The following is a 21,899-nucleotide window of genomic DNA, read 5'->3' as shown; positions in this document are numbered from 1 at the left end:
ATGTTCCAGCAGCTCGGCGTGATCGGATGCGGCCTGATGGGCGGCAGCTTCGCGCTGGCGATGAAGCGCGCGGGCCTGGTCAAACGCGTCATCGGCTACAGCAAGTCGCCGTCGACGACCAAGCAGGCCAAGAAACTGGGCGTCATCGATGTGGCGGCCGAGTCGGCGCTTCTCGCCGTCTCGGGCTCGGACATTGTGCTGATTGCCGTGCCCGTGTCCGCCACCGAAAGCACGCTCAAGGCGATCCGCCACCTCGTCAACCCGGGCGTGCTGTTCATGGACGTCGGCTCGACCAAGTGCGACGTCATCGAAGCCGCGCGCCGCGCGCTGGGCGAGCGGGCCGCCAGCTTCGTGCCCTGCCACCCCATCGCCGGCAAGGAGTCGGGCGGTGTGCAGCACGCCGAAGCGACGCTGTACGAAGGCCGCCAGGTCATCCTGACGCCCCAGCCCTTCACCAACCCGATGCTGGTTCAGCGTGCCACCGACGTCTGGTCGGCGCTGGGCGCCACGGTGCTGAAGATGCGCCCGCACAACCATGACGCCGCCTTTGCCGCCGTCAGCCATCTGCCGCACCTGCTGGCCTTTGCCTACTTTCAGGCCATTGCCGAGCAGCCCGCCGCGCGTGACTACCTCAGCCTCGCCGGCCCGGGCTTTCGCGACTTCACCCGCATCGCCGCGGGCGACCCCTCTGTCTGGCGCGACATCCTGCTGGCCAACAAGCACGAGGTGCTGGCGCAGTCCAAGCGCTTTCGCACGATGCTGGACCAGCTCGAAGCCCTGATCGAAACCGGCGACGCCGCGGCGCTGGAAGCCGCGCTGCGGCCCATTGCCGAAGGCCGCTCGGCCTGGAGCCTCCCCTCACCTGCTGTCCCTCCCGGCCGCCCGGCCGGCAAGTGATGTTCAAGATCCCCTTTCTCGACCTGCCGCCGCTGCGCGGTGCCGCCGGTGCCGTGCGCCTGCCCGGCTCCAAGAGCATTTCCAACCGCGTGCTGCTGCTCGCCGCGCTCAGCGAAGGCCGCACCGTCGTGCGTGACCTGCTGGCGTCGGACGACACGGCCGTCATGCTGGACGCGCTGCGCGCGCTGGGCTGCGGCGTGGCGCAGGATGGCGACACGGTCAGCATCGTGGGCCTGGGCGGCAAGCTGCTGGCCAAGCAGGCCAAGCTCTTCCTGGGCAATGCCGGCACGGCGATGCGCCCGCTGACCGCCGCGCTGGCGCTGCTGGCGGCCACGCAGGGGGGTGACTTCGAGGTCTCGGGCGTTGCCCGCATGCACGAGCGGCCCATCGGCGACCTCGTCGACGCGCTGCGCGGCCTGGGCTGTGCCATCGATGACCTCGGCAATGCCGGCTACCCGCCGCTGCGTCTGCGCGGCCCGTCCACGCTGGCGCTGGACACGCCGGTGCGCGTGCGCGGCGACGTGTCCAGCCAGTTCCTGACGGCGTTGCTGCTGGCGCTGCCGCTGGTCGCCGAGCGCGACATCCGCATCGAGGTCGTTGGCGAGCTGATCTCCAAGCCCTACATCGAGATCACGCTGGCATTGCTGGCGCGGTTTGGTATTGCCGTGCAGCGCGATGGCTGGGAAGCCTTCACCATTCCTGCCGGCAGCCGCTACCGTTCGCCGGGCGAGGTCTTCGTCGAGGGCGACGCGTCGTCGGCGTCCTACTTTGTCGCGCTGGGCGCCATCGCGGCGACGGACGCGCCGCTGCGGATCGAAGGCGTCGGCAGTGAATCCCTGCAGGGCGACGTGCGCTTCATCGAGGCCGCCGCGGCCATGGGCGCCCAGGTGCAGACCGGCCCGAACTGGCTGGAGGTGCGCCGCGGCGCATGGCCGCTCAAGGGCCTCACGCTCGACTGCAACCACATCCCCGACGCGGCGATGACGCTGGCCGTCATGGCGCTGTACGCCGACGGCCCGACGACGCTGACCAACATCGCCAGCTGGCGCGTCAAGGAGACCGACCGCATCGCCGCGATGGCGACCGAGCTGAAGAAGCTCGGCGCGAGCGTCGACGAAGGCCCGGACTGGATCCGCGTGCAGCCGTTGCGTGACTGGAAAGCCGCGGCCATCCACACCTACGACGACCACCGCGTCGCGATGTGCTTCTCGCTGGCAGCCTTCAACGGCCTCGTCACCGACGCTGCCGTGCCGGTGCGCATCCTCGAGCCGCAGTGCGTCGCGAAGACCTTCCCGGACTACTTCGAGACCTTGTTCGGCGTCGTCAGCGTCAATGCGGCGGACGTGCCGGTCATCACCATCGACGGCCCGACCGCCTCGGGCAAGGGCACGCTGGCCGATGAAGTCGGCAAGGCGCTGGGCTTTGGCGTGCTCGATTCAGGTGCGCTCTACCGCGTCACCGGCCTGGCCGCTCGCCGCGCCGGGCTGGACCTGGACGACGGCGCGGCCGTGGCCGCCATCGTGCCCACGCTGGACTTGAGCTTCCGCGACGGCCAGGTCTTCCTCGGCGACGAGGACGTCAGCGCGCGACTGCGCGCCGAGGCCACCGGGCTGCTGGCCTCCCAGGTGGCCGTCCACCCGGGCGTGCGCAAGGCCTTGCATCAGCTGCAACTGGATTTCCGCCGGCTGCCCGGCCTGGTGGCCGACGGCCGCGACATGGGGACGGCCATCTTCCCGGACGCGCCGCTCAAGGTCTTCCTCACGGCCAGTGCCGCCACGCGCGCCGAGCGGCGGTATAAGCAATTGATTTCCAAAGGGATTTCGGCTAATATCAAAGGCTTGCGCGAAGATTTGGAGGCGCGGGACGAACGGGACAAGAACCGCTCGGCCTCGCCCCTGGAACCCGCGCAGGACGCGCAGCTGCTCGACAACTCGGCGCTGTCCATCGAAGCCTCGGTGGATCAGGTGCTGGATTGGTGGCAACAGCGCCGACCCTTTTGACGCCTCGTTACCGACGAGTTTTCAAAAGGGTCCAGGCTTGAGAAGCCACGGCCCGCCGCCCTTCCCTCCGAACGTCTGTTCACTGAGGGCAGCGATGTCAACAACTTAACCCGCAGCTCGTCTGCACGCCGCGTCGGGGCTCCCCGCCGCATCAGGATCCATCACATGTCCCAAACCCAAACCGCCCAAGCCTCCGGCATGGAATCCTTTGCCGCCATGTTCGAGGAGTCGCTGCAGCGCTCCGACATGCGCGCTGGCGAAGTGATCTCGGCCGAAGTCGTTCGTGTCGAACACAACTTCGTCGTCGTCAACGCAGGCCTCAAGTCCGAAGCCTACGTGCCCATCGAAGAGTTCAAGAACGACCAGGGCGAACTGGAAGTCCAGGTCGGCGACTTCGTCTCCGTCGCCATCGACGCCATCGAAAACGGCTACGGCGACACCATCCTGTCGCGCGACAAGGCCAAGCGCCTGGCCTCGTGGCTGAGTCTGGAAACGGCCCTGGAGTCCGGCGACTTCGTGACCGGCACCGTCTCCGGCAAGGTCAAGGGCGGCCTGACCGTCCTGGTCAACGGCATCCGCGCCTTCCTGCCCGGCTCGCTGCTGGACACGCGCCCGGTGAAGGACATGAGCCCGTTCGAGGGCAAGACCATGGAGTTCAAGGTCATCAAGCTCGACCGCAAGCGCAACAACGTTGTGCTGTCGCGTCGTGCCGTGGTCGAAGCCTCCATGGGTGAAGAGCGCGCCAAGCTGCTCGAGACGCTGTCTGAAGGCGCCATCGTCAACGGCGTGGTCAAGAACATCACCGAATACGGTGCGTTCGTGGATCTGGGCGGCATCGACGGCCTGCTGCACATCACCGACATGGCATGGCGCCGTGTCCGTCACCCGTCCGAAGTCGTGACGGTTGGCCAGGAACTGACCGCCAAGGTCCTGAAGTTCGACGCCGAGAAGAACCGCGTCTCGCTAGGCATCAAGCAGCTGGGCGACGACCCGTGGTTCGGCGTTGCCCGCCGCTACCCGACGGGCACGCGCCTGTTCGGCAAGGTCACGAACATCGCCGACTACGGCGCGTTCGTCGAGATCGAGCCGGGCATCGAAGGCCTGGTGCACGTCTCCGAAATGGACTGGACCAACAAGAACATCGCCCCCAGCAAGCTGGTCTCGCTGGGCGACGAAGTCGAAGTCATGGTCCTGGAAATCGACGAAGACAAGCGCCGCATCAGCCTGGGCATGAAGCAGTGCAAGGCAAACCCGTGGGAAGAGTTCGCCGAGAACGTCAAGCGCGGCGACAAGGTCAAGGGCCCGGTCAAGTCGATCACCGACTTCGGCGTGTTCGTGGGTCTGGCCCAGGGCATCGACGGTCTGGTGCACCTGTCCGACCTGTCTTGGGACGAGACCGGCGAAACCGCCGTTCGCAACTTCAAGAAGGGCCAGGAAGTCGAAGCCGTCGTGCTGGCCGTGGACGTCGAGCGCGAGCGCATCTCGCTGGGCATCAAGCAGCTGGACAGCGACCCGTTCACCGCCTACACCACGATCAATGACCGTGGCGCCTCGGTGACCGGCAAGGTCAAGACCGTCGACCCGCGCGGCGCCGAGATCGAGCTGGCTGACGGCGTGATGGCCTACCTGCGCGCTTCGGAAATCTCCCGCGACCGCGTGGAAGACGCCCGCAACGTGCTGAAGGAAGGCGACGAAGTCACCGCGATCGTCGTCAACATCGACCGCAAGACCCGCAACATCCAGCTGTCCATCAAGGCCAAGGACAACGCCGACAACCAGGAAGCCATGCAGCGCCTGAGCCAGTCGAGCGAGCGTGAGAACGCCGGCACCACCAGCCTGGGCGCCCTGCTGCGCGCCAAGCTGGACAACCAGGGCAACTAAGCTCTGTTTGACCTGCCCGGTCTCTGTGGAGGCCGGGTATGCTCCCCACAGGCTCGCCGGCCTCGCCAGCGGGCCTGTTTCAATTCCGAACGACAAAGCCGCTTTGCCATGACCCGCTCCGACCTCGTTGCCGTGCTCGCCGAACGATTTGGTCAACTGACCCAGCGCGACACCGAGTTCGCCGTCAAGACCATCCTCGACGCGATGAGCGATGCGCTCGCGCGCGGCCACCGCATCGAGATCCGCGGCTTCGGCAGCTTCTCCATCAGCCGCCGCCCGCCCCGCGTGGGCCGCAACCCGCGCAGCGGCGAGCAGGTCATGATCCCCGAGAAGCTGGCCCCTCATTTCAAGCCCGGCAAGGCGCTGCGCGAGGCCGTCGACATGCACCTGCCGGTGACCGACGCCTGAGGCGGCCTGAGTCAGAATCCGGGGCCATGCGCACCCTCGTCTGGCTCCTGCGGGCCCTGCTCTTCTTCACGCTGTTCGCGTTCGCGCTGAACAACAGCCACGACGCCGTCGTGCGCTGGTTCTTTGGCCATGAATGGCGCGCGCCGCAGGTCATCATCGTGCTGCTGGCCTTCGGCCTGGGCGCCGCGTTTGGCGTGCTGGCGATGGTGCCCGCGTGGTGGCGCCACCGCCGTGCGGCCCAGCGCATCGAGCCGTTGCCCGGCACCCCCATCCCGGCGCCCGAGGCGCCTGCTGCACCCTACGCTGCCCACCAAGATGGAGTTTGATCCGCGCTGGCTGCTGTTCGTCCTGCCCGTCGTCTTCGTTCTGGGCTGGCTCGCCTCCAAGCTCGACTCGCGGCAGTGGAAGCTGGAGCAGCGTGATTCCCCCAAGGCCTATTTCAAGGGCCTGAACCTGCTGCTCAACGAACAGCAGGACAAGGCCATCGACGCCTTCATCGAAGCCGTCCAGAACGACCCCGACACGTCCGAGCTGCATTTCGCGCTGGGCAGCCTGTTCCGTCGCCGCGGCGAGACCGAGCGCGCCGTGCGGGTGCACGAGCACCTGCTGCGCCGTGGCGACCTGCCCAAGACCGACCGTGACCGCGCCCAGCACGAGTTGGCGCAGGACTTCTTCAAGGCGGGCCTGTTCGACCGCGCCGAGGCGGCCTACGCCGAGCTGCGCGGCACCGCGTTCGAGCGCGAGGCGCGCCTGGCGTTGCTGTCGCTGTACGAGCGCTCGCGCGACTGGTCCAAAGCCGCCGAGGTTGCCGCCGAGCTCGAAGCCGCGGGCACCGGTTCCTTCTCCGGCCGCATCGCGCATTACCTCTGCGAGCAGGCGCTGGTCGCGCAGGCCCAGGGCCACGGCGACCTGGCGCTGGAGTTGCTGGGACAGGCCCAACGCCGCGAGCCCGAAGGCGCGCGCGCCTATGTGCTGCAAGGCCAACTGCTGCTGAAGGCCGGCCAAGCCGAAGCCGCGATGGCGGCGTTCACCCATCTGCTCGCCGCCAACCCACCGGCCTTCAACCTGGTCGCGGCCGACTGCGCCGCGGCTGCACAGACGCTGGGCCAGCCCGAGCGCGCCATCGCGCTGCTGACCGAGCAGTACCAGCGCGCACCCAGCATGCATCTGCTGCGCGCGCTGGGCACGCTGCAACCCGCGCCGCGGCGCGAGCGGCTGGCGGCGCACCTGCGCGAACAGCCGGCGCTGTCCGCCGCCACGGAGCTGCTCAAGCTCAATGCCGCCGCGCTGCCCGCCGACGAGGCCGCACCGCTGATCCAGACGCTGGAAAAGGCCACCAAGCCGCTGCTGCGCTACCGCTGCGCCGCCTGCGGCTTCGAGGCCGCGCACTACTTCTGGCAATGCCCCGGCTGCCTGAACTGGGACACCTATCCTCCGCGCCATGTCGAAGAACTCTAAGCGCACCATCGTCTGCATGAAGTGGGGCACCAAGTACGGCCCCGAGTACGTCAACCGCCTGTACGCGATGGTGCGCCGCCATCTCAAGGGCGACTTCGGCTTTGTCTGCCTGACCGACCGCAGCGAAGGCATACGCGGCGAGGTGCGCTGCCTGCCCATCCCCGAACTGACACTGCCCAACGGCGAGCCCGAGCGCGGCTGGAAGAAGCTGACCACCTTCAGCCCCGTGCTGGTCAACGAGTACGGGCTCAGCGGCACCGCACTGTTCCTGGACCTGGACGTCGTCATCGTCGACGACATCACGCCCTTCTTCGAGGTGCCGGGCGAGTTCCTCGTCATCCACGACTGGAAGCGCCCCTGGCGCGTGACGGGCAACTCGTCCGTCTACCGCTGGGAGCTGGGTGCCCACCAGGATGTGCTGACCGAGTTCGTCGCCGACCAGGCCAAGGCCAAGTCCGACTACCGCAACGAACAGGCCTTCCTGTCCGCCGTGCTGCATCGCCAGGGCAAGCTGAAGTACTGGAACGACACCTGGTGCGCCAGCTACAAGTACCACTGCATCCCCGCCTGGCCCACCAGCTACTGGCGTGACCCCTTCATCCCCGACGGCGCGCGCATCCTGATCTTCCACGGTGTCATGAACCCGCCCGACGCGATGGCCGGGCGCAGCAACGGCAACTGGCGGCACGCGCGGCCGGCGCGCTGGATCGCGGACCACTGGCGGGAATGACGGCCCTGCAGATCGGCGTTTTCGGCCTGCTGGCCGTCGTCACCGCGCTCGTGTTGCGCGAGCTGGTCACGGTGCTGCGGGCCCGCGTTCCGGCGCAGACGCGCCTGGTGACGGTGGGCGAGGCCGCCCCGCCGTGCAGCGACGACATTCCCAAGGTCATCTGGACCTACTGGCAGACCGCACCGGCGCCGCCCTTCATCCAGGCCTGCCTGGACAACTGGCGCCGGTTCGCGCCCGACCATGAACTGCGCGTGCTGGACCGCAGCAGCGTTGCCGACTGGCTGCCCACGCTGCGCGCCGATTTCGATGCCATGCCCGCCTTCCGCCAGGCCGACTGGCTGCGCATCCAGCTGCTGGCGCGCCATGGCGGCGTGTGGATGGACGCCTCGATGCTGCTCAGCCGCGACCTCGCCTGGCTGCACGAGACACGCCGGCGCCGTGCGGCGGACTACGTCGGCTTCTACATCGACCGCTACACGACGCGGCCCGAACTGCCCATCGTCGAGAACTGGCTGATGGCCTCGGTACCCGGCGGCCGCTTCGCCGTCGCGCTGGCCGCGGCCTTCGACCGCGCGCTGGACGAGGGCGCCGAGCCGCTGCTGCAACGCCTGCACGCCGAAGGCCGGCACGCACGCGTCGTGCAGGCACTGACCGAGGACTTCCAGCGCTACCTGCTGATGCATGTCGCCGCCAGCGAGCTGCTGGACCGCGACCCGCAGATCGGCCGGATGGCGCTGCTGCGCGCCGAGGATGGGCCGTTTGCCTGGCTGGCGGGCGTGGGCTGGCGCAAGCGCCACCTCTTCGCGCGCCTGGCGCTGGTGCCCTGTCCGCGGGTGCTGCCCGCGGTGCTGAAGCTGCGCGCCGGCGACCGCTTGGTCGTCGAGCGCAACTGGCGGCGTGGTGTTGTGTCGCCCTTCAGCGCCCTCGCCCAGCTGATCAGCCGCACCCCGTGACGACGCCCTGGCTCAGCCTGCTGTTCCCGATGTACCGGGTGGAGCCCTGGCTGCGCGCCTGCCTGGATTCGCTGCTGCCGCAACTGGACGATGGCGTCGAGCTGATCTTTGTCGACGACGCGTCGCCCGACGGTTCGGCCGCGCTGGTCGAGTCGCTGCCGCAGGCCAGGCTCATCCGCCAGCCCGAGAACCGCGGCGTCAGCGCCGCCCGCAACCGGCTGCTGGACGCGGCGCGCGGCGACCACCTGTGGTTCATCGACCCCGATGATCTCGTCGAGCCCGGCGTCATCCCGCGCCTGAAGGCCTTGCTCGCCGAGCACCGGCCTGACCTGCTGAGCTGCGATTTCCGCGTCTTCGACGACGGTCCGTCGACCGAGTCCGTCAAGCCGCGCCACCGCCACATCGCCAGCTTCGAGGGCCCCGCCGGCGTGGTCATGAACGACGTCGACCAGCGCCTGCGCGGCTTCTTCGTGCATGGCCAGTTCCACCCCTGGAGCAAGGTCGTGCGCCGCGCCTGCTGGCCCGCCAGCCTGCGCTTCCCCGAAGGCCGCGTCTTCGAGGACATGGCCGTCTACCCGCGCCTGCTGCTGCACACGCCGCGGCACCTGCATGTCGCCGAGGTGTGGATTGCCTACCGGCAGCGCGGCGGCAGCCTGTTGTCGGTGCTGGACGTGAAGCGGCTGGACGACTGGACGTGGGCGCTGGACGGCCTGGCGGCCGAACTGCCGCCGCTGAAGGACGACACGCGCTTCGAGATCGCCCACTTCTGCGCGCGCACGCTGCTGCGTGCGAAGCGGCGCCGGCTGCAGCTCGGTGGCGAGGCCTTGGCCGGGTTGGCGCTGGATGCTGCGCGCTTCGACCGCAGCTCGCCGCTGTCCCGGCGCGAGTTGCTGGCCGCCTATGTCAAGCGCGGACGCTGGTTGCGTGGCCTGCAGTGGTGGCGCAGCTTGTGATCAGCGCCTCGTAGCGCTGGCACATCAACGCCAGGCTGTGCTCGGCCAGTGCCCGCTCGCGGGCGGCCTGGCCCAGCCGGGCCACCAGTGCCGGGTCGTGCAGCAGCCGGGCTATCGCGTCGGCCAGCGCCGGTGCATCGCCCTCGGGCACCAGCAGGCCCGTCACGCCGTCTTCGATGACACCGCGCACGCCGATGACATCGGACGCAATGCAGGCGCAGCCCGCGGCCATCGCTTCGACGAGGGCCAGCGGCATGCCCTCGTAGTGCGTGGACAGCGCATAGATGGCCTGCGAGCGCAGCAGGCCCGGCATGTCGGCATGGTGGCCCAGGAAGGCCACCTGCGCTGCCAGGCCCAGGCCGGCGGCCTTGGCCCGCAGGCGGGCCAGCAACGGGCCCGACCCGGCGAGCTGCAGCCTCGGCCGCTGGCCCCGCGCGGCCAACAGCGCCATCGCCTTGAGCAGCGTCGCATGGTCCTTTTGCCGCGCAAAGCGCGCCGACATGACCAGGCCCGTTTCGCGCTCGACCGCGGGCGCGGCAAAGCGCGAGAGGTCGATGCCGTTCGGGATCGCGACCGTCTTGTCTGCGGGCAGGCCTTGTGCGAGCAACGCCTGCCGCACGCCCTCGCTGACGCCGACGATCGCGGCGCTGCTGGCGGCCAGGCGCCGGCTCTGCCAGCGGCTCCACGGCGTGTAGCGCTCGCGCGAGTTGTGCTCGACCTGGATCAGCACCGGCACCGCGGCGCGCAGCCCCGCATGGCGGCCGATCAGGTGTTCCGGGAAGCCATGGGCCAGCAGCGCCAGCGGCTGCAACGCGCGCAGCAGGCTGGCCAGCTCGGCAATCGTCCTCAGGTGCGACCAGCCCGACACCAGATGCACGGTCAGCCCCCGCGCCTTCAGCGCCTCGACGCGGGCCATCGGCGTGTGCCGCTTCAGCCGCAGCACCAGCACCGGCTCGAATGGCCCGCCGTGCAGCGCCGCCAGGCACAGATCGACGGCCACCTGCGTCGCGCCCGAGAACCCGCCGGTCACGAAATGCACGACCTTCGGGCGGTCGGCGGGCGGGGTCGGTGTCGGCATGGCCGGTCAGTGTAGGAGAGACAATCGCGCCCCATGTCTCCTGACACCAACGTCCCCGCCTCCGTCACACGTCGCCTGGGCCAGTTCGTCTACCCCCACCGCTGGGGCGCGCTGCTGACCGTGCTGGCCTACATCGGCGCGGCGGCGACCGAGCCCATGATCCCCAAGCTGATCGGCTATGCCTTCGGCGAGGGCTTCACGAAGGACGCCTTCCCGATCTACATGATCCCCATCGTGCTGATCGGCCTGTACCTGATCCGCGGCATCTTCGGCTTTGCCGGCCAATACCTCTTCAACTGGACGGTGACGCGCAGCGTGATGGACTTCCGCGCCGCGCTCGTCAATGCGCTGCTGCGCCTGGACGCCCAGGTCTACACGCGCATGCAGCCGGGCACGGCCGTCAGCAAGGTCGTCAACGACCCGCAGCAGATCCTGCAGCTGGTCGGCGACGTGGGCATGAGCCTGCTGCGCGACGGCCTGCCGGCCATCGCGATGCTGGGCTACCTGTTCTATCTGAACTGGCAGCTGACGCTGCTCAGCCTGGTCGTCACGCCGCTGATGGCTCTGGTGATGAAGAAGGTCAGCCAGCGCATGCGGCTGATGGCCACGCGCTCCTACGACTCGCAGCTGCTGCTGGTCAACAAGGTCGACGACATCACGCGCGCCTGGCGCGTGGTGCGCCAGTTCGGCGCCGCGGCCCATGAGCGCGAGCGCTTTGCCGAGGTGTCGCAGGAAGTGCGCCGCAACAACCTGAAGACGGCCACCGCCGGCGCGCTGGCGCAGCCGATCTCGCAGCTGGTCGCCAGCGTGGGCCTGTCCTTCATCATCTGCGTGGCCCTGTGGCAGGCGCGCGCCGCCGGCACCGGCGTGCAGGCCTTTGCCGAGTTCGTCACTGCGCTGCTGCTGCTGACGTCGCGGCTGCGCCACCTGTCCGACCTGGCCGCGCCGCTGACGCGCGCCACCGTCATTGCCAAGGGCTGCTTCGAGCTGATGGACGCGCCCAAGGAAGTCGACAGCGGCACGCGCGAACTGCCCGGCCCGGCGCAGGGTGACTTGGCGATGCAGGCCATCAGCCTGACCTACCCGGGCGCCGCTCAGCCGGCCCTCGACGGCCTGAACCTCGTCTTCCAGGCCGGGCGCACGACCGCGCTGGTGGGCGCTTCGGGCGCGGGCAAGAGCTCCATCATCAACCTGCTGCTCGGCTTTGCCCGGCCGGACGCGGGCCGCATCGTGCTGGACGGCAACGACGTCGAGACGCTGACGCGGCTGAGCCTGCGCCGCCAGTTCGCCGTCGTTTCGCAGGACATCGTGCTGTTCGACGACTCGGTGGCCAACAACATCGCCTACGCGCAGCCCCGTGATGACGCGCGGCTGGAAGCGGCGCTGCGCGCGGCGCACCTTTGGGACTTTGCAAAGACGCTGCCCGAGGGCGTGGACACCCACGTCGGCGCCAACGGCAGCAAGCTGTCCGGCGGCCAGCGCCAGCGCCTGGCCATCGCGCGGGCGCTGTACAAGGACGCGCCGATCTGGATCTTCGACGAGGCCACCTCGGCGCTGGACACCGAGAGCGAGCGTGCCGTGCAGCAAGCCCTGGCTCAATGGTCGGGCCGCAAGACGCTGATCGTCATCGCCCACCGGCTGTCCACGATCCGCGACGCCGACGCCATCCACGTGCTGGGTGCCGGCAAGCTGGTGGAGACCGGCACCCACGCCGAGCTGATCGCGCGCGACGGCGCCTACGCGGCCATGGTGCGTGCCCAGGCCGGCGAGGACTGAGCATGAAGCGGCGCGCCTGGCTGCTGTGGGCGGCGCTGCCAGCCGCGGCGCAGGCCGAGGTCGAGGCGAACACGGCGACACGCGCGGAGCTGGAATCGCTGCCCGGCCTTGGCCCCGCGCTCGTGCAGCGGCTGCTGGCCGCGCGGCCGTTCAAGGACTGGGCCGACCTGATGCGCCGCGTGCCCGGCGTGCGCAGCGCCACGGCCACCAAACTGTCTGCCGCCGGCCTGCGCGTGGCCGGCGCGGCGTTCTCAGCAGTCGGCCGCGAAGCCGGCTGAACGGCTGCGGCGAAGTGACGCGGGATCCAGTTGCGGCGCCCGCGCCGGCCAGCCGAAAAAGCGTTGCACCTCGGCCCGCTTGGCCAGCGTGTCGCTCATGCCGAGGTGGATCAGTTCACCGACGAAGCTGGGCTCGAACAGCAGATAGCTGACCAACGCCGAGCCGCTGGTCTTGTTGCCCGTGCCGCTGACGCCGAAGGCCCGCAGCATGGCGCGCACCGACGTGGGCAGGCTGGCCTGGTGTTCGCCGGCCAGGTCGTCCAGGCGCCGGCTGGGGGCGATGACCAGCAGCTCGATGGGCCGCAGTGCCGTTGCAGCCCGAGTCTCGCGCGGCAGCAGCGCCAACGTGCGGTTGATGCGGCGCAGCCGCTCGACGTCCACCGCCAGCGCGTCCAGGAAGATGTTGGACAGCGCATGGCCGGCGATCTGGGCCATGCTGGGGTGCTCCTGCGTCGCCTGCAGCCGCCGCCCTTCGGGTTCCTTCATGCGGCCCGCGCCGATGACCAGCACGCGCTCGGCGCCCAGGTGCACGGCCGGTGAGATCGGCGCGCTCTGGCGCATGGAGCCGTCGCCGAACCACTCGGGCTGGCCTTCGAAGTCCAACTGCTCCGCCGGGAAGATGAAGGGGATGGCCGACGACGCCATCAGGTGGTCGAGCGTGAGGCGCGCCTGCACGGCCATGCGCTGCTCGCGCAGCCAGGGCACGACATGGTGGTGGGTCTGGAAGAAGGTGACGTGCTGGCCCGAGGTGTAGCTGGAGCCCGTCAGCGCCAGCGCACGCAGGTGGCCGCCGTCGAGCATGGTCTCGACGCGGTCCATGCTCAGGTAGCGGCCCAGCAGGTCGCGCAGTGGCGCGTTGTTCAGCAGGCTGCGCGGGCGGCTGCGCGTCCAGCGCGCAATGGCCCAACCCAGGCTCAGCATGCTGAGCCAGCGCGCGCCGCTTTTCACGGCCTCGAAGGCGTCGGCGCGGTAGATGTTCTCGACGTGCAAGCCCTGCCAGAGGTGCACGAGGCCGTCGACCGCGCCGTCGAAGTCATCGGCATGGCAGGCCAGCGTCGACGCGTTGATCGCGCCGGCCGACGTGCCGCTGATGATGGGAAAGGGGTTGGACTGCGTGGCGCCGGCGTCACGGCGCAGCTGCGCGATGGCGGCCAGCACGCCCACCTGGTAGGCCGCACGCGCGCCGCCGCCGGTCAGGATCAGGCCTGTGACGGGGGTTGGACGGACGAGCCCCGCGTCCCGCGAGGGAGAGGGCCTGGGCACGGCTTGCAGCATCTGGCGAAATCATCGCCGATGCCGAGCCTCATCCAGCCTCGTAAATGACCTCAGCTGCCGTGCCCAATTTGGCTAAAGCTTCATCCGCGGGCCAGAAGCGGCTGGCTTCGCCCAGCTCCACCAGCCAGCGCGCGCCCACCTTGTCGCCCTCGGGCTCGGCCTTCATGGCCACGCGCACCGGCAGGCCCTGCTTGCGGGTGCCGCCCTCCTCCGTCTCCACCTCGCGCGGCGGGAAGCGCTGCACCAGCTCGTGCACGAGCCCCGCCGCACCGGCATTGCCCAGCAGCAGGTGGCGGCCGAACTTGGCGCGCGCGGCGGGCAGGCTCCACACCGCCTGCACATTCATGCGCAGGCCGCCGGAGAAGCGGTCGTTCTGCACCTTGCCCTGGGCAATGATGAGTTCGTCCTCGGCCAGCAGCTCCTTGTTGGCGTTCAGCAGCTCCTCGTTGGCGACGGCCTCGATGGCGTCGCTCTTGTCGTCGATCTTGAAGATGGCCACCCGGCCGCGCTGGCCGTTGATGACGCGCATGTCGCTGACGATGCCGGCCACCAGCGTCGGCTCGCGGCTGTCCTGCAGGTCGGCCACCTGGCGCTTGACGATGCGCCGCACCTCCGCGCCGCTCTGATCGAACAGATGGCCCGACAGGTAGAAGCCGATGGCCGTCTTCTCCAGCGACAGGCGCTCCTTGATGCTCCACACGGCCGCGTCGACCAGGTCGGGCTCCACGTGCGAGGCCGCGTGCGAGTCACCGAAGTCGAACAGGCCGCCCTGGTCGGCGTTGGCCTCCTGCGTCTCGGCATGCGTGTAGCCGCGGCCCACGCTGGCCAGCAGCTTGGAGCGCTCGGCGTTGATGCTGTCGAAGGCACCGGCCTTGATCAGCGCCTCGACCGCGCGCTTGTTGCAGGCCTTGCGGTCCACGCGCAGGCAGAAGTCGTAGAAGCTGAGGAACGGCCCACCGGCCTCGCGCGCCGCGATGATGGCCTCGATGGCGCCACGGCCCGTGCCCTTGACGGCGCCCAGGCCGTAGTTCACGAGGCGGTTGGTGATGGGCTCGAAGCGGTAGACGCCCTTGTTCACGCAGGGCGCCTGGAACTCGATGCCGAAGATCTTGGCGTCGTTGAGCAACACCTTGAGCTTGTCGGTGTCGTCCATTTCGATCGTCATGTTCGCGGCGTAGAACTCGGCCGTGTAATGCGTCTTCAGCCAGGCCGTGTGGTAGCTCAGCAGCGCGTAGGCGGCGGCGTGCGACTTGTTGAAGCCGTAGCCCGCGAACTTCTCCATCAAGTCGAAGACCTCGTCGGCCTTGGCCTGGTCAATGCCCTTCTCCGCGGCGCCCTTGCGGAAGATCTCGCGGTGCATGGCCATCTCTTCGGCCTTCTTCTTGCCCATCGCGCGGCGCAGCATGTCGGCGCCGCCGAGGCTGTAGCCGCCCAGCACCTGGGCCGCCTGCATCACCTGTTCCTGGTAAACGAAGACGCCGTAGGTCTCCTCCAGCACCTGGCCCAGCAGCGGGTGCGGGTACTCGATCGTTTCCTTGCCGTGCTTGCGCGCCACAAACGACGGGATCAGGTCCATGGGGCCCGGCCGGTACAGCGACACCAGCGCGATCAAGTCCTCGAAGCGCGACGGCTTGGCGTCCTTCAGCAGGCGCTGCATGCCGGGCGATTCAAACTGGAACACGCTCTCGGAGTAGCCTTTGCCGAACAGGTCGAACACCTTCTTGTCGACCAGTGGCACGTTAGCCCAGTCGAAGCCCGCGCGGTCCGGGTAGCGGGCGACGATGAAGTCCTTGGCCAGCTCCAGGATGGTCAGCGTGGCCAGGCCCAGGAAGTCGAACTTGACGAGGCCGATGGCCTCCACGTCGTCCTTGTCGAACTGGCTCACCGCCGAGGTCGACCCGGGCTGCTGGTACTGCGGGCAGAAGTCGGTGATCTTGCCCGGCGCGATCAGCACGCCGCCCGCGTGCATGCCGATGTTGCGCACCATGCCTTCCACGCGCGCGGCCAGCTTCAGCAGCTCGGCCACTTCCTCGTCGCTCTGCTCGCGCTCTTCCAGCTCCGGCGCCTCGTGGCGCGCGTAAATCATCTTGGCCTTGTCGGGGTCGAAGTTGGGCGGCAGCTTGGCCAGCGTGACCGTCTTGCCGGGCGGCGCCGGGATGAGCTTGGCGATGCTGTCCACATGGCCGAAGCCCATGCCCAGCACACGGCCGATGTCGCGCAACGCCGCCTTGGCGGCCATGGTGCCGAACGTCGCGATCTGGCTGACCGCCGGGCGGCCGTACTTGTCCTTGACGTAGTCGATGACGCGGTCGCGGTTGCCCTGGCAGAAGTCGATGTCGAAGTCGGGCATGGACACCCGCTCCGGGTTCAGGAAGCGCTCGAACAGCAGGTTGTACTTGAGCGGGTCCAGGTCCGTGATCAGCAACGCGTACGCGACCAACGAGCCTGCGCCCGAGCCCCGGCCCGGGCCCACGGGGCAGCCGTTCTCCTTGGCCCAGCGAATGAAGTCCGACACGATGAGGAAGTAGCCCGGGAAGCCCATCTTGATGATGGTGTTCAGCTCGAACTCCAGCCGCTCGACATAGCGCGGCCGTTCCTTGTCGCGCTCAGCCTCGTTGGGGAACAGATGCTGGAGCCGCCCGACCAGGCCCTCATGGCTCAGCTCGCGGAAATAGCGGTCCATCGGCATCGGCGTGCCGTCGTCCATCAACGGTGTCGGGAAGTTGGGCAGCTGCGGCTTGCCCAGCACCAGCGTCAGCGCGCAGCGGCGCGCGATCTCCAGCGTGTTCTGGATGGCGCTGGGGATGTCCTTGAACAGCTCCCGCATCTGCGCCTGCGTCTTGAAGTACTGGCTGGGCAGGAAGCGCTTGATGCGCTTGGGGTTGGCCAGCGTCTCGCCCTCGGCCACGCAGACGCGCGCCTCGTGCGCCTCGAAGTCGTCTTCGCCCAGGAACTGGATGGGGTGCGTGGCCACCACCGGCAGGCCCAGCTCGGCGGCCAGCGGCACGCTGGCCTGCACCAGCGCCTCCTGGCCGGGCAGCCCGGCGCGCTGCAGCTCGATGTAGAAGCGGCCCGGGAACACCTCGGACAGCCGCTGCGCCCACTCCCTGGCACGCACCTTGTCGCCCTGCATCAACGCCTGGCCCAGGCCGCCATGCTGCGCGCCGGACAGGCAGATCAACCCACCGCCCAGCTCCGTCAGCCACTCCCACTTCAGGCAGGCCTGGTTGCGCTGCACGTTGTCGATCCACGCCCGCGACAGCAGCTCGCTGAGGTTCAGATAGCCCTGCTTGTCCTGCACCAGCAGCAGCAGCCGCGTGGGCGGCTTGTCGGTGGCATCGGTCTCCAGCCAGCAGTCCGCGCCCAGGATGGGCTGCACGCCCTTCTTGCGCATCGCGCTGTAGAACTTGATGCCGCCGAACAGGTTGGCCAGGTCCGTGATGGCCGCCGCCACCTGCCCGTCTGCGGCGGCCGCGTCGGCGGCGTCATCGGTGCGCAGCGTGCCGTCCACCACCGAGAACTCGGTGTGCATGCGCAGGTGGACGAAGGGCAGGTCTTGGGAACTGGGAACGGCGGTCTCGGGCATTGCGGCATTGTAGGAAGCCGCCGTGCCGTGCCTGCTCGCCCGACGCCGTTCGAGGCGAGCGCCTCACCGGACCGATAACGTAAGACTTTTAACCGATACAAATTCCGGAATCGGCGTAAGCGCGGGGCCACATCGCAGAAATAGTCATGTTTAATCATTTCGACCGGGGCCAACGCTGACTCCGGTCCATCGACGAGGCCCGCCCGCACGAGGCGGCCCGCTACACCGGAGACAAACCATGTTCCTGACTTGCAAGCGCCTGATGCGCTGGGCCGCCGGCTGCGCGCTCGCCGCCGCCCTCCCTCTGGCCCAGGCGGCGCCCTGGACCGTGACCGGCTCGCTGGGCACCCACGACCCCAACATATACAAGACCAGCTCCACCTGGTGGCTGTTCGAGACGACCGACAACGGCGGCATCGGCGTCAAGTATTCGGGCGACGGCCACGCCTGGACGCAAGGCCTGTCCATCTTCGGCAGTGGCCTGGCCTGGTGGAAGACCTATCTGCCCGCCGACAAGACGGCCATGGTCTGGGCGCCCGGCTGCGGCGAGTACGGCACGCTGGGCTACTGCTACTACGCCATCTCCAGCTTCGGCTCGCAGAAGTCGGCCATCGGCCTGACGACGTCCGCCGGCGGCATCTCGTCGGGCCAGTGGGTGGACCAGGGGGCCATCCTGACCTCCAAGTCCGGTGACGGCTACAACGCCATCGACCCCAGCTTCGTGCTGGCCGCCAACGGCGACCCCTACCTGGTGTTCGGCTCGTTCTGGAACGGCATCCACATCACGCGGGTCAGCAAGGTGAACCTGAAGCCACCCACCGGCGGCATCGTCAACATCGCCAAGGATTCGGCCAACGGCATCGAGAACGGCTTCGTCGTCAAGAAGGCCATCAACGGCACGACCTGGTACTACCTGTTCGCTTCCAAGGGTGCCTGCTGCAAGGGCGCCAACAGCACCTACTACATCGTCGTCGGCCGCTCTACGTCCATCACCGGGCCGTACACCGACAAGGCCGGCGTGGCCATGATGTCCGGTGGCGGCACTGTCATCGCGTCCAGCGGCTCACGCTTCAAGGGCCCGGGCGGGCAGTCGCTGCTGGCCGATGGCTCGGTGATGGCCTGGCACGCCTATGACGCGCAGAACAACGGCGCGCCGGTGCTGTTCATCAACAACGTGACCTGGGGCTCCGACGGATGGCCGCAAGCGGTCTGGTGATCGCGCCGCCGGCGGCCCTGGTGCTCGGGGTCGCCCTGGTGGCCTGGGCCTGGTGGGGGCTGCCGGCGGCGGATGCCGACGCGCCTCGCCCGGACGCGACTGCCCAGCTCGCGCCGCCACCTGCGCGGACGACGGCCGGCCCTACGCCGGCTCGCCCCGCTGCCACGGCCGCCGTCATGACCCGGGCGCCGGCGGTGAACCTGCCGGCCCTGCTGACGGCTCCCGAGGCCGACCTGCGCGCGACGCTGCAAGCGGCCCTGGCCGCGCGCAGCGACGGCGGGCGGCTTTACGCCCGCGCGCTGGCGCGGCGTTGCGCGGATCTGGCGGGCCTGCAGGTCACCGTGGCGCCCGATGCCAATGACGTCCACCACCAGCGCGCGGTCACGCGCCAGGCGGCGCTCACGACCGGCTGCGGCCAGTTCGCGAACGCCGAGTGGCTGGCCCTGGTCAACATCGCCGCCGACGAGGCCGGCGGCGACCCGCTGCTGGCGCTGCAGCAGTCGGACGCCGACGACGCCGCGCTGCTGCAAGCCGTGCTCGCCAGGCCCGACCCGCTGCTGCTGGACGAACTGGGCGCACGGCTGCTGCTGCGCCGCATCGACGGCGAGCCGGCGCTGTACTTCGACGGCCAGCGCTTCGACAGCGACACCGGCCGCGCGACGGCGCTCGCCGCGCTGCGCCTGCTGCCCTGCCACTTCGGCCTCGCCTGCGATGAACGCGACCCCGAAGTCTGGCTGGCCTGCCTGCGTGGCGCCGGCTGCTTCGGCTCGCGCGCCGAGCAGGAAGCGGCCGACGCCGGCGCGCTGGCCGCCCGGCTGGCCGCGGCCGTGCGCGCACGCGAGCTGGCGCGCTTCCTGCCGCCGTCCTGAGGTTTGCGCGGGCTGGCGGCCGGCGCGGCCGCCGTTAAGCTCGCCGCCCATGAAACACACCGCTCTCATGCTGGCCCTGGCCGGCCTGCTGTCCACCGCCGCCGCCGCGCCGCCGAAGAAGGCGCCGGCCCCGGCGCCGAAGAAGACCAGCCAGCAGATCCTGGCCGCGTCACCCGCCAGCGACTGGCGCGCGCTGGACCCTGACAACACGCTGTTGATGGAACTGGTGACCTCACAAGGGAATGGCCAGGTCATCATCGAACTGGCGCCACGCTTCGCGCCGGCCCACGCCGCCAACATCCGTGCGCTGGCCCGCGGCGGTTACTGGGACGGCCTGGCCATCCTGCGCGTGCAGGACAACTTCGTCACCCAGTGGGGCGACCCCGATGGCGAGGACGCCGCCAAGGCCAAGCCGCTGCCGGCCGGCGTGAGCGCCAAGCTGCCTGCTGAGTTCTCCGTGCCGCTGGACAACGTCGGCAAGGCCGCCGGTTTTGCGAAGCTGGCCGACGTGGACGGCTGGGCCCCACGCACCGGCTTCGCCCAGGGCTTTCCCGTCGCCGCCGACCCCAAGGCCGGCAAGGCCTGGCTGGCGCACTGCTACGGCATGGTCGGCGCCGGTCGCAGCGACGCGGTCGACTCCAGCAACGGCACCGAGCTTTACGTCGTCATCGGCCAGGCCCCGCGTGGGCTGGACCTGAACATCACCGTCGTGGGCCGCGTCATCAAGGGCATGGAGCTGCTGTCCGCCCTGCCGCGCGGCACGGCGGCCATGGGCTTTTACGACAAGCCCGAGCAGCGCACCGGCATCCAGCGCATCCGCCTGCTGGCCGATGTGCCGGCGACCGAGCGGCCGGCGCTGCAGGTGCTGAAGACGGAGTCCGCCACGTGGACGCAGCTGCTGGATTCGCGGCGCTTCCGCAGTGGCTGGTTCGTGCACAGCCCGGGGCACATCGAGGTCTGCAGCGCGTCGGTGCCGACGCGGCCGGCACCCTGAGGTCGACCAGCCTGCGAGGCGCTACGCCGCGACCCGGTTGCGGCCGTCGCGCTTCGCGCGCCGCAGCGCGTCGCTGGCGCGCTGAACCAGATCGGTGGCGTTCGCCATCGACGCATCGAGCATCGCCACGCCGATGCTCACCGTGACGCGAACGTTGGTGCCGTTCGGGGGCTTGACCTCGGTAGCCTCCACGGCCGCGCGAATGCGCTCCGCGACCAGCACCGCATCCTCGATCGTGCCGGGGAGCACGAGTGCGAATTCCTCGCCGCCGTAACGTGCCATCCAGTCCACCACCCTGATCTGGGACATGGCGATGCTGGAAAACTGGCGCAGCACCGCGTCGCCCGTCGGCAGGCCATGGTTCTTGTTGAACTGGCCGAAATGGTCCAGGTCCATCATCACCAGCGCGAGCGGCCGGCCGTCACGCTGCGACAGCTCGATGTCACGGGCCACCCGGCGGTCGAAGTAGCCCCGGTTCCACAGCTGCGTCAGTCGATCCTGATCGGCGGCCAGCCGTGCCTTCTCGACCAGGCCCTTGCCGAACAAGGTGACCAGGTTGGTCGCGCGCTCATTGACGATCTTGGCAACGTTCTGGAAATGGACGAGTTGCACGTCCGAGTCGGCCGCGGAGGCCTGAGCGTGCATGTCGTGCCAGGACTGCACGCGGTCGCGCCCCTTGGCCTTGGCGTCGTACAGCGCGCGGTCGGCCTCCTGAAACGCCTCCTCCGTGGTCATGCCCCGCGTGAGCTGGGTCCAGCCGATACAGGCCGTCACCTTGACCGAACCTCCGCCGTCCAGCGGTATGTCGAGGGCGCGGATGGCCGTCAGCACGCGCTCCGCCTGCGCGCCCAGTTCTGCGAACGAGCCGACCTGGGAGATCCAGCAGAACTCCTCGCCGCCCAGTCTGAAGGCAGGTGTCGACATCCCCAGCGTCGCGCTGACGCTGCTCGCCATGGCCACGAGCACCTGATCGCCGACCGCGTGGCCGTGCCGGTCGTTGATGCGTTTGAAATGGTCGATGTCCAGCATGAATGCGCCCGCATGCATCTCTGGAACCAGCGCCTCCAGCGTGGCCCGCGCATGCTCTTCGTAGCTGCGGCGGTTGAGCAGGCCTGTCAACGGGTCGAATGCGATCGCGCGATGTGCATCCACGCTCTTTTGCTGGCGTTCCTTCAGCCGGCGCATTCGAAGCATCAGGCTTTCGGGCGAATCGCCCACGCGGGCCACGTCGTCCTGCATCCGCGCCATGCGCTGCGCGGCAACCTCTTCCACTTCCGTGGCGGCCAGCAGCAGCGTGGGCGCAGCGTCCGCATGCAGCTCACGTGCCAGCGTCGCCGGGTCAAGATGGCCCGACAGGTGCAGCACACGGACATCCACCGGGGTGTCGAGCGTGTCTTCAGCGACGCCTGGCAAGTCCCGCATGCCCAGCGCCCGAAGCGCTGCACGGCAGATCTCCGCCGTGCGCCCGCTGATGGAATCCATCCACGCCACTCTCATCGCGCCCTCTGCCTTGCCGCTTGTTGTGCCGCGGATTGTGGTTCAGGTGA

General features: G+C 69.2%; 18 protein-coding genes. 14 read left to right on the top strand and 4 right to left on the bottom strand.

The window, feature by feature from the left end:
* The 9 genes from AC1D29_RS20455 to AC1D29_RS20415 all read left to right on the top strand — a co-directional run bounded on the left by AC1D29_RS20455 (position 1) and on the right by AC1D29_RS20415 (position 9,280).
* A complete protein-coding gene (locus AC1D29_RS20455; protein ID WP_477900831.1) occupies positions 1 to 897 on the top strand; it encodes a prephenate dehydrogenase in 897 nt (298 codons plus the stop codon).
* Positions 897 to 2,897, top strand: a complete 2,001-nt coding sequence (locus AC1D29_RS20450) for a bifunctional 3-phosphoshikimate 1-carboxyvinyltransferase/cytidylate kinase (RefSeq protein WP_477900829.1) — start codon at positions 897 to 899, stop codon at positions 2,895 to 2,897. Before AC1D29_RS20455 ends, AC1D29_RS20450 begins: the two co-directional genes overlap by 1 nt.
* A 165-nt stretch (positions 2,898 to 3,062) precedes the next feature.
* Positions 3,063 to 4,778, top strand: a complete 1,716-nt coding sequence (rpsA, locus tag AC1D29_RS20445) for a 30S ribosomal protein S1 (protein WP_477900827.1) — start codon at positions 3,063 to 3,065, stop codon at positions 4,776 to 4,778.
* Between the two features lie 108 nt (positions 4,779 to 4,886).
* Positions 4,887 to 5,186 (top strand): integration host factor subunit beta, encoded by a 300-nt coding sequence (locus tag AC1D29_RS20440; RefSeq protein ID WP_422014555.1) that lies wholly within the window; start codon positions 4,887 to 4,889, stop codon positions 5,184 to 5,186.
* Positions 5,187 to 5,212: 26 nt separating this feature from the next.
* Complete coding sequence (locus AC1D29_RS20435) at positions 5,213 to 5,512, top strand: LapA family protein (RefSeq protein ID WP_477900824.1); 300 nt, start codon at positions 5,213 to 5,215, stop codon at positions 5,510 to 5,512.
* Positions 5,502 to 6,644, top strand: coding sequence for a lipopolysaccharide assembly protein LapB (gene lapB / locus AC1D29_RS20430; protein ID WP_477900822.1), 1,143 nt, complete (start codon positions 5,502 to 5,504; stop codon positions 6,642 to 6,644). Before AC1D29_RS20435 ends, lapB begins: the two co-directional genes overlap by 11 nt.
* Positions 6,628 to 7,374: a glycosyltransferase gene (locus tag AC1D29_RS20425; RefSeq protein ID WP_477900820.1), complete on the top strand. Its 747-nt coding sequence runs from the start codon at positions 6,628 to 6,630 to the stop codon at positions 7,372 to 7,374. The genes lapB and AC1D29_RS20425 overlap by 17 nt, the downstream gene beginning before the upstream one ends.
* Positions 7,371 to 8,327 carry a glycosyltransferase family 32 protein gene (locus tag AC1D29_RS20420; protein ID WP_477900818.1) on the top strand — a complete coding sequence of 319 codons (957 nt, stop codon included), beginning with the start codon at positions 7,371 to 7,373 and terminating at the stop codon, positions 8,325 to 8,327. The genes AC1D29_RS20425 and AC1D29_RS20420 overlap by 4 nt, the downstream gene beginning before the upstream one ends.
* On the top strand, positions 8,324 to 9,280 hold the full coding sequence (locus tag AC1D29_RS20415; protein ID WP_477900816.1) for a glycosyltransferase family 2 protein: 957 nt from the start codon (positions 8,324 to 8,326) through the stop codon (positions 9,278 to 9,280). Before AC1D29_RS20420 ends, AC1D29_RS20415 begins: the two co-directional genes overlap by 4 nt.
* On the opposite strand, the gene AC1D29_RS20410 is transcribed toward AC1D29_RS20415, so the two are convergent.
* Positions 9,231 to 10,358 carry a glycosyltransferase gene (locus tag AC1D29_RS20410; RefSeq protein ID WP_477900814.1) on the bottom strand — a complete coding sequence of 376 codons (1,128 nt, stop codon included), beginning with the start codon at positions 10,356 to 10,358 and terminating at the stop codon, positions 9,231 to 9,233. The genes AC1D29_RS20415 and AC1D29_RS20410 overlap by 50 nt on opposite strands.
* A 33-nt stretch (positions 10,359 to 10,391) precedes the next feature.
* Between AC1D29_RS20410 and AC1D29_RS20405 the strand changes: the two genes are divergently transcribed.
* Both AC1D29_RS20405 and AC1D29_RS20400 read left to right on the top strand, forming a co-directional pair.
* Complete coding sequence (locus AC1D29_RS20405; RefSeq protein WP_477900812.1) at positions 10,392 to 12,134, top strand: ABC transporter transmembrane domain-containing protein; 1,743 nt, start codon at positions 10,392 to 10,394, stop codon at positions 12,132 to 12,134.
* A gap of 2 nt (positions 12,135 to 12,136) precedes the next feature.
* Complete coding sequence (locus AC1D29_RS20400) at positions 12,137 to 12,412, top strand: ComEA family DNA-binding protein (protein WP_477900810.1); 276 nt, start codon at positions 12,137 to 12,139, stop codon at positions 12,410 to 12,412.
* On the opposite strand, the gene AC1D29_RS20395 is transcribed toward AC1D29_RS20400, so the two are convergent.
* Both AC1D29_RS20395 and dnaE read right to left on the bottom strand, forming a co-directional pair.
* Positions 12,386 to 13,675, bottom strand: a complete 1,290-nt coding sequence (locus AC1D29_RS20395; RefSeq protein ID WP_477900808.1) for a patatin-like phospholipase family protein — start codon at positions 13,673 to 13,675, stop codon at positions 12,386 to 12,388. The genes AC1D29_RS20400 and AC1D29_RS20395 overlap by 27 nt on opposite strands.
* 40 nt (positions 13,676 to 13,715) lie before the next feature.
* The gene (gene dnaE, locus AC1D29_RS20390; RefSeq protein WP_477900806.1) at positions 13,716 to 17,273 is read right to left on the bottom strand and encodes a DNA polymerase III subunit alpha; all 3,558 of its coding nucleotides are present in this window, start codon (positions 17,271 to 17,273) and stop codon (positions 13,716 to 13,718) included.
* 238 nt (positions 17,274 to 17,511) lie between these two features.
* Between dnaE and AC1D29_RS20385 the strand changes: the two genes are divergently transcribed.
* From AC1D29_RS20385 to AC1D29_RS20375, 3 genes are read left to right on the top strand one after another with little or no spacing between them, the layout of a single operon-like run.
* Positions 17,512 to 18,489: a family 43 glycosylhydrolase gene (locus tag AC1D29_RS20385; protein ID WP_477900804.1), complete on the top strand. Its 978-nt coding sequence runs from the start codon at positions 17,512 to 17,514 to the stop codon at positions 18,487 to 18,489.
* Complete coding sequence (locus AC1D29_RS20380; RefSeq protein WP_477900802.1) at positions 18,468 to 19,358, top strand: hypothetical protein; 891 nt, start codon at positions 18,468 to 18,470, stop codon at positions 19,356 to 19,358. The genes AC1D29_RS20385 and AC1D29_RS20380 overlap by 22 nt, the downstream gene beginning before the upstream one ends.
* A 49-nt stretch (positions 19,359 to 19,407) precedes the next feature.
* A complete protein-coding gene (locus AC1D29_RS20375) occupies positions 19,408 to 20,352 on the top strand; it encodes a peptidylprolyl isomerase (protein ID WP_477900800.1) in 945 nt (314 codons plus the stop codon).
* Between the two features lie 21 nt (positions 20,353 to 20,373).
* Here AC1D29_RS20375 and AC1D29_RS20370 read toward each other — a convergent pair whose 3' ends face one another.
* Positions 20,374 to 21,834: a GGDEF domain-containing protein gene (locus tag AC1D29_RS20370; protein WP_477900798.1), complete on the bottom strand. Its 1,461-nt coding sequence runs from the start codon at positions 21,832 to 21,834 to the stop codon at positions 20,374 to 20,376.
* Positions 21,835 to 21,899 lie beyond the last annotated feature (65 nt).

This window comes from Roseateles sp. P1_C6 (assembly GCF_056406315.1).
Note: the sequence above shows the minus strand (reverse complement) of the source record. Positions and strands in the feature narration are given on the sequence as shown.